Below are 6439 nucleotides of genomic sequence, written 5' to 3'. Positions count from 1 at the left end.
CTGCTCAACTTCCGTACGACGTCGAGATGATCACAATGCGGCGCCAACAACTCACTCCATGTCGCTGCTCACTTGACTACCAGCGGTCACACGCGATTGGCTCCGGCCCAACGGGAGTAACCCGGTCGGCGCGCCTCTTACGGCTCCGGGCGCATCCTCCCCGTCCCCCAGCTCGGCCGCACAGCGAGGTGCCGCACCGCCCATGACCACTCCACCCCCACCTCACGCCCCCTTCCGTCCCGTACGAGGCACGGCGCTCACCCTCGCCGTGGCCGGCTCCCTGCTGCTCTCCGGCTGCTCGTTGAGCGTCGGTTCCGACTCCGGCAACGACACGGCCGGTGCCGCGAGCACGGGCCGGCTCAAGATCGCGCTGGTCACCCACGCGAGCAAGGGCGACGCCTTCTGGCTGCTGGTGCAGAAGGGCGCCGAGGCCGCCGCCGCCAAGGACGGCGTCGACCTGACGTACGCGAGCGACCCCGACGCCACCGGACAGGCCGAGCTGGTGCGGGACTCGGTCAAGGACGGGGTCGACGGCATCGCGCTGACGCTGGCCAAGCCGGACGCGATGAAGGGGCCCATCAAGGAGGCCAAGGCCTCGGACATTCCCGTGGTCGGCCTCAACTCCGGTATCGACTCATGGCAGTCGGAGGGCGTCCTGGAGTTCATCGGGCAGGACGAGAGCGTCGCGGGCCGCGCCGTCGGCCAGAAACTGGACGCCCTCAAGGCCAAGCACGCCCTGTGCGTGATCCACGAGCGGGGCAATGTCGCCCTGGAGGCGCGCTGCGCGGGCGTGAAGAAGGCGTTCACCGGCGAGACCGACATGCTCTACGTGGACGGCACCGACATGGACGCCGTGTCCGCGGGGGTCACGGACCGGCTGAAGCAGGACCCCAGCATCGACGAAGTGGTCATGCTGGGCGCCCAGTTCGCGCTGGCCGCGGTCAAGTCCGTGAAGGCGGCGGGCAGCAAGGCCAAGGTCGCGACCTTCGACCTCAACCAGGACCTGGTCAAGGCCGTGCAGAGCGGGGCCATACAGTTCGCTGTCGATCAACAGCCTTATCTGCAGGGCTATCTGGCCGTGGACTCGTTGTGGCTCTACAAGACCAACGGCAACATCAGTGGCGGCGGGGCGTCTCCCGTGCTCACCGGCCCGGCGTTCGTGACGAAGACGAACGTCGGCGCGGTCGCGAAGTTCGCGGCCAACGGAACGCGCTGACCGGACACTTCGTACGAGGATGTAGCGAGGACGACCACGATGTCTCCACGGACAGGTGCCCGGCGCCGCGTCGGTTCCATACGTCTTTCCCTGATCCTGCTCGCCCTGGTCCCCAGCGTCACGCTGGCCGCCATGTGGGGCCTGACGACGACCCAGATGTTCGCGGAGGGGCTACGGCTGCGCTCGCAGACCGAGTTGAGCAGGTCGACCGGCGCCATGGGCACCGAGGCCGCGCTCGCGCTCCAGCAGGAGCGCAGTCTCTCGGCGGCGTGGATGGCTAATCCGCACGGCTCGCAGGCCGCGCTGGAGGCCCAGCGCACGGCGACGGACAAGGCGGTGGCCCAACTCGTGGGCCAGTCGGGCGCGATCAAGAAGGCGCCGTCCCGGGTCAGGGACCGGATGTACTCGGTCGTCGCGTCGGTGGACAGCCTGGAGTACTACCGCAGCCAGGTGGACAAACCCACCGACATCACGGCCCAGCAGGTGCTGGACCAGTACACCTCGATCATCGACGACCAGATCCAGGCGTTCCAGGAGCTGTCCCAGGTCGACGACGGCGACCTCACCTCGCAGGCGGAGCCGCTCGTCGCACTGGAGCACGGCGCGGAGCTGGTCTCCCAGGAGGACGCGCAGCTGACGCTGGCCTGGCACTCCGGGTATCTGAACGACCAGTCGTGGGAGCAGTTCGCCGAGCTGGTGCACGCCCGGCGCTGGCTGGTCGAGGACCAGATCGCCACCGGGTTCCAGGGCGCCACCAAGACGCGGATCGAACACATTCTGCAAAGCGTCGAGTGGAGCACCCTGGAATCCACGGAGGACGCGGTGCTCACGGCCGGTACGGCGGACAAGGCGGGGCCGGACGACGGCTCGGCCGGCCGGATCGCCCTGCCCGACGAGCAGAAGCAGTGGAACGCGGCACTGACCCAAGTCGCCGACGAGTACGAGGTGTTGATCCGGCAGCAGACGGCCGCACTCCTCGACCGCAGCTCTCACAAGGCGCACAACCTGCTCGTCACCGCCGCCCTGCTGAGCGCGGGCGGACTCGGCGCCCTGCTGCTGTGCGTCGGCATGTCCTGGCGGATCACCCGCTCCCTGTCCCGCCGGCTGCGCGGCCTGAAGATCGCCACCCTGGGCCTCGCCGAGGACCGACTGCCCGACGTTGTGGCCCGGTTGAACCGGGGCGAGAAGATCGACGTGGAGTCGGCGACCCCGCCCCTGGACTACGGAAACGACGAACTCGGCCAGGTGGCCCAGGCGTTCAACACCGCGCAGCGCACCGCCGTGCACACCGCGGTCGAACTCGCCGACACCCGCAGGGGTTTCCAGAAGGTCATCCTCGGTATCGCCCGGCAGAGCCAGAACCTGGTCAACCTCCAGCTCACCAAGCTCGACCAGCTGGAGCGCCGGCACGACGACCCCGAGGTCCTGCGCGGCCTGTACGAACTGGACTCCACCGCCAGCCAGTTGCGCCGCTACGAGGAGAACCTCGTCGTCATCAGCGGCGAGCAGCCCCGCCGCAGCTGGACCGAACCGGTCGCCCTGATCGACATCCTGCGCAGCGCCGTCGGTGAAGTCGCCCAGTACCAGCGGGTGGAGGTGCACACCGAGGAGGAGGTGTGCCTGGCGCCGCCCGCGGTCGCGGACGTGATCCACCTGCTGGCCGAGCTGATCGACAACGCGACCGTGTACTCCCCCGCGCCGAGCCCGGTCGGGGTGCGGGCCGCGATGGTCGCCAAGGGACTCGTCATCGAGGTCGAGGACCGCGGGCTCGGCATGTCGGAGGAGGACTACGCCTCGCTCAACGAACAGCTGGCGGTGGCACCGCAGTTCGACGTGGTCGCCCTCGCCGACGACCTCCGGCTCGGTATGTTCGTGATCGCCCGGCTCGCCACCCGGCACGGCATCGCGGTGACCCTGCGCTCCTCGCCGTACGGCGGCACGACCGCGATCGTGCTCATCCCACACGAGATCGTCGTACCCGAGGCACCCGAGGAGTCCCCTCGGGGCGCGGTACGAGCCGCCGACGCGGAGGCCGTCGTAGCGGAGAAGGCGGAGGAGGCGGAGGAGGCGGCCGTCCCCGGGTCGACGACCTTGGCCGATCGGGCAGTCGAGGCGTCGGGGCCCGCTCCCAAGGTCCGGCCCGTGATCCCTCCGGCGCGCTCGCCCGAGCCCTCCGGCACCGCCGATCCGGGTGGGCTCACCCCATTGCCGCGGCGGGTGCCGCAGACCAGTCTGGCAAGTGAGTTGCGGGAGGAGGCCGTGGCGGCCGAGGAGGACCTGGAGCTGGAAGACTTCACCGCGGAGCGTGCGGCCTCCTCGCTGGCCGGGTTCCAGCGCGGCACGTTCCAGGCGCGAGACTCCATCGACGACGACGCGCCGTCGCAGTACGACCGGGAGGAAGCAGCAGCCTCCCCCAATCCGCCCGCCGACCGCTCATGAAGGACTCCGCCATGACACGACCCGTCCCCGCCACGCACACCCAGCTCGACCAGTTGCTCACCGGACTCGTGGACCGGGTGGCCGAGGTGAACCAGGCCGTCGTGCTGTCCGAGGACGGCCTGGTCGTCAGCAAGTCCACCGGGTTCCTGCGGGACGACGCCGAGCGGCTCGCGGCCACCGCGTCCGGGCTGATGAGCCTCAGCAAGGGGGTCAGCATGGACTTCCGGGGCGGTCCGGTGCGCCAGGCGCTGATCGAGATGGCGAACAGCTATCTGATCCTCACCTCGGCGGGCCCCGGCGCCCATCTGGTCGTCCTGACCGGTCCGGGCGCGGACGTCGGGGTCGTGGCGTACCAGATGAACATGCTGGTGAAGAAGATAGGCGAGCATCTCAGCGCCGCGCCGCGGGCCAACGTCGGCCCCGCGGCCGGCTCCGGCGAGTGAGGTGAGCGGTGGCGACGCGGCGGGGCGGCTCGTACGGCCGTTCACGCTGACCGGTGGCAGAACCCGGCCCAGCCGCGCCGATTTCACCCTCATCACCACGGTGACCGCGGTCGATCCGGCGCCCGCGCGGGCGCCCCGGCCACAGCCGGAACAGTCCCGCATCCTGCGGCTGTGCGCCGAGCCGCTGGCGGTGGCGGAGGTCGCCGCTCTTGTCGACCTTCCGGTGAGCGTGGTAGTGATCATGCTCTGCGATCTGCTGGAGGCCGGCCTGATCACGGCCCGGCCGCCGCACCCGGTCTCCCGTACCAGCCCGGACCTGGACCTGCTGCAGAAAGTGAGGGAGGGCCTTGGCCGGCTCTGACACCATCGCTCCGGCACCCGCACCGCCCGAGACGGTCAAGATCCTGATCGCGGGGGGCTTCGGCGTCGGCAAGACCACCATGGTCGGTTCGGTGAGCGAGATCGCGCCGCTGCGCACCGAGGAACCGCTGACCGTGGCGGGCCTCGCCGTCGACGACCTCGACGGCATCGAGGAGAAACGGGCCACCACCGTGGCCCTGGACTTCGGCCGCATCACCATCGGCCAGGACCTGGTGCTCTACCTGTTCGGCACCCCGGGCCAGCAGCGCTTCTGGTTCATGTGGAACGACCTGGCCCTCGGCGCGCTGGGCGCGGTGGTCCTGATCGACGTCCGCCGCCCGAAGTCCAGCTTCGCGGCCGTCGACTTCTTCGAACGCCGGGGCATCCCGTTCGTGGTGGGCGTGAACGGCTTCTACGGCGAACACCCGTATCCCGCGGAGGCGGTGCGCGAGGCGCTGGCCCTCCCGGAGGACGTCCGCGTGCTGCTCTGTGACGCCCGTGAGCGCGACTCGTGCCGGAACGTACTGATCGCGCTGCTCGACCAGTTGATCGCCGCCGCCATCGAGGACGGCGGGGGCGGCAAGCTCACTCGTCCGCCCCGCTGAGCGGCTCGTCCGAAGGGCTGATGACCCGGGCCGTGAGGTCCGGCTCTGCCATGTCCCGGTCGAAGGGGAACATGGGCCGCCGGATGCGGTGATGCCCGAGCCGCGCGAGGTCCTGGTCGACTCCGCCGGGGGTGAGGGCCATCTTCCAGTCGGCGGCCATGGCGAAGAGTTCGGGTTCGAGATAGCCGATCTTGACGAGCACGAGATCGGCGGACCGCGGGTCCAACTCCAGGTCGGTGAAGTCGTGTTCGTGGTGGTACGGCTTCCGAAGCCGGGTCAGGATCACGTACACGCTCCCTACCTTGAGGACGGCCTCGGTCTCCGCGTCCCGGTCGCCGTGCCGGATCGAGTGCACGACCCCGGTGAGGGTGAGCGGGCCCGCGTGTCGGTCGTCGACCTCGGCGCCCGCCGTGACGGTGATCGTGGCGCCGACGCCGGCGCGCTCCGCCGCGGCTACGGCGGACGGTCCGGGGAGCGACGCATAGATGACCGTGGGCCCGTCCTGGTCTTTGAACTCCGGGCGTTCCAGGACCTGTTGGAGGCCCCAGGTGACGTCTCCCGCGCCGCCCGCGGTCGGGTTGTCGCCGGTGTCGCTGATGAAGTACGGGCGGGTGGTGGAGGCCAGGGCCTCGTCCAGGCACTCGTCCAGGGTTCCGGTCGGGGCGACGAACTCGAAGTCGTGCCGTGCCTCCCAGAAGCCGCGGGCCAACTGTTCGGCGCCTGCGGTGACTTGGGGGGCGGACGGGCCGGTGACGACTACCGCGGCGCGGTTGCGGGGCTCGTCCGCCCAGGCGTAGCCGACCCAGATCGCCGCGTCGGTGACTCCTGCGGTTGCTTCTACTTTTTCTACGGCCGCGTAGACGCTCTTCGCCGGTTCGATACGGGTGGAGGTCTGTTCGCCTGCGAGCAGTACCGGGACCGGGATCCAGGCCTTGACCGGGCGGGGGGCTCCGCTGGTCAGGAGGGCTACGAGGTTGCGGGCGGCGCGTTCTTTTGTGTCCATGGCGTCCTCGTGCGGGGCCATGCGGTAGCAGGTGATCAGGTCGCTGGCGTGGACGAGTTCTCGGGAGACGTTGCCGTGCAGGTCCATTGAGGTCGATACGAGGGTGTGCGGGCCGATGGTTTCCCGGATGCGGGCGAGGAGTTGGGCCTCGGCGTCGTCGACGCCCTCTACTGTCATCGCGCCGTGGATGTCGTACCAGAGGCCGTCCAGGGGGCCCAACTCGCTTAGGCGGGTGATGAGTTCGTCGGTCAGTTCGGCGTAGGCGGCTGCCGTTACCGTGCCGCCGGGGAGGGCCTTGCCGACCAGGGCACCCTGCCAGTCGGCGGCTTCCCTGAGCGGGGTGCCCGGGGCCAGGAAGGGGTAGCGGGTGAGG

6 protein-coding genes are annotated in these 6439 nt (G+C 70.0%); 5 read left to right on the top strand and 1 reads right to left on the bottom strand.

Annotated features, from left to right (window positions below; all coding sequences use genetic code 11):
- The first annotated feature begins 202 nt into the window (after positions 1-202).
- From AC31A1_RS44140 to AC31A1_RS44120, 5 genes are read left to right on the top strand one after another with little or no spacing between them, the layout of a single operon-like run.
- Positions 203-1216, top strand: a complete 1014-nt coding sequence (locus AC31A1_RS44140) for a substrate-binding domain-containing protein (protein WP_489658710.1) — start codon at positions 203-205, stop codon at positions 1214-1216.
- A 39-nt stretch (positions 1217-1255) separates the two neighbouring features.
- A complete protein-coding gene (locus AC31A1_RS44135; protein ID WP_489658709.1) occupies positions 1256-3655 on the top strand; it encodes a sensor histidine kinase in 2400 nt (799 codons plus the stop codon).
- An 11-nt stretch (positions 3656-3666) separates the two neighbouring features.
- On the top strand, positions 3667-4098 hold the full coding sequence (locus AC31A1_RS44130) for a roadblock/LC7 domain-containing protein (protein ID WP_019071426.1): 432 nt from the start codon (positions 3667-3669) through the stop codon (positions 4096-4098).
- Between the two features lies 1 nt (position 4099).
- Positions 4100-4459, top strand: a complete 360-nt coding sequence (locus AC31A1_RS44125; protein ID WP_393754131.1) for a DUF742 domain-containing protein — start codon at positions 4100-4102, stop codon at positions 4457-4459.
- Positions 4446-5063: a GTP-binding protein gene (locus AC31A1_RS44120; protein ID WP_019062797.1), complete on the top strand. Its 618-nt coding sequence runs from the start codon at positions 4446-4448 to the stop codon at positions 5061-5063. The genes AC31A1_RS44125 and AC31A1_RS44120 overlap by 14 nt, the downstream gene beginning before the upstream one ends.
- On the opposite strand, the gene AC31A1_RS44115 is transcribed toward AC31A1_RS44120, so the two are convergent.
- On the bottom strand, positions 5044-6439 hold a 1396-nt coding region (locus tag AC31A1_RS44115; protein WP_489658708.1), incomplete at its 5' end, for a M81 family metallopeptidase. The genes AC31A1_RS44120 and AC31A1_RS44115 overlap by 20 nt on opposite strands.

It is taken from the genome of Streptomyces sp. P5F9, from assembly GCF_057961495.1.
The sequence above is the reverse complement of the archived record's forward strand: the minus strand, read 5'-3'. Positions and strand labels throughout refer to the sequence as shown.

Excerpts from the sequence above, each read along its gene's own strand:
- AC31A1_RS44135 (WP_489658709.1), top strand. The coding sequence starts at position 1,256 with ATGTCTCCACGGACAGGTGCCCGGCGCCGCGTCGGTTCCATACGTCTT.
- AC31A1_RS44130 (WP_019071426.1), top strand. The coding sequence starts at position 3,667 with ATGACACGACCCGTCCCCGCCACGCACACCCAGCTCGACCAGTTGCTC.
- AC31A1_RS44140 (WP_489658710.1), top strand. The coding sequence starts at position 203 with ATGACCACTCCACCCCCACCTCACGCCCCCTTCCGTCCCGTACGAGGC.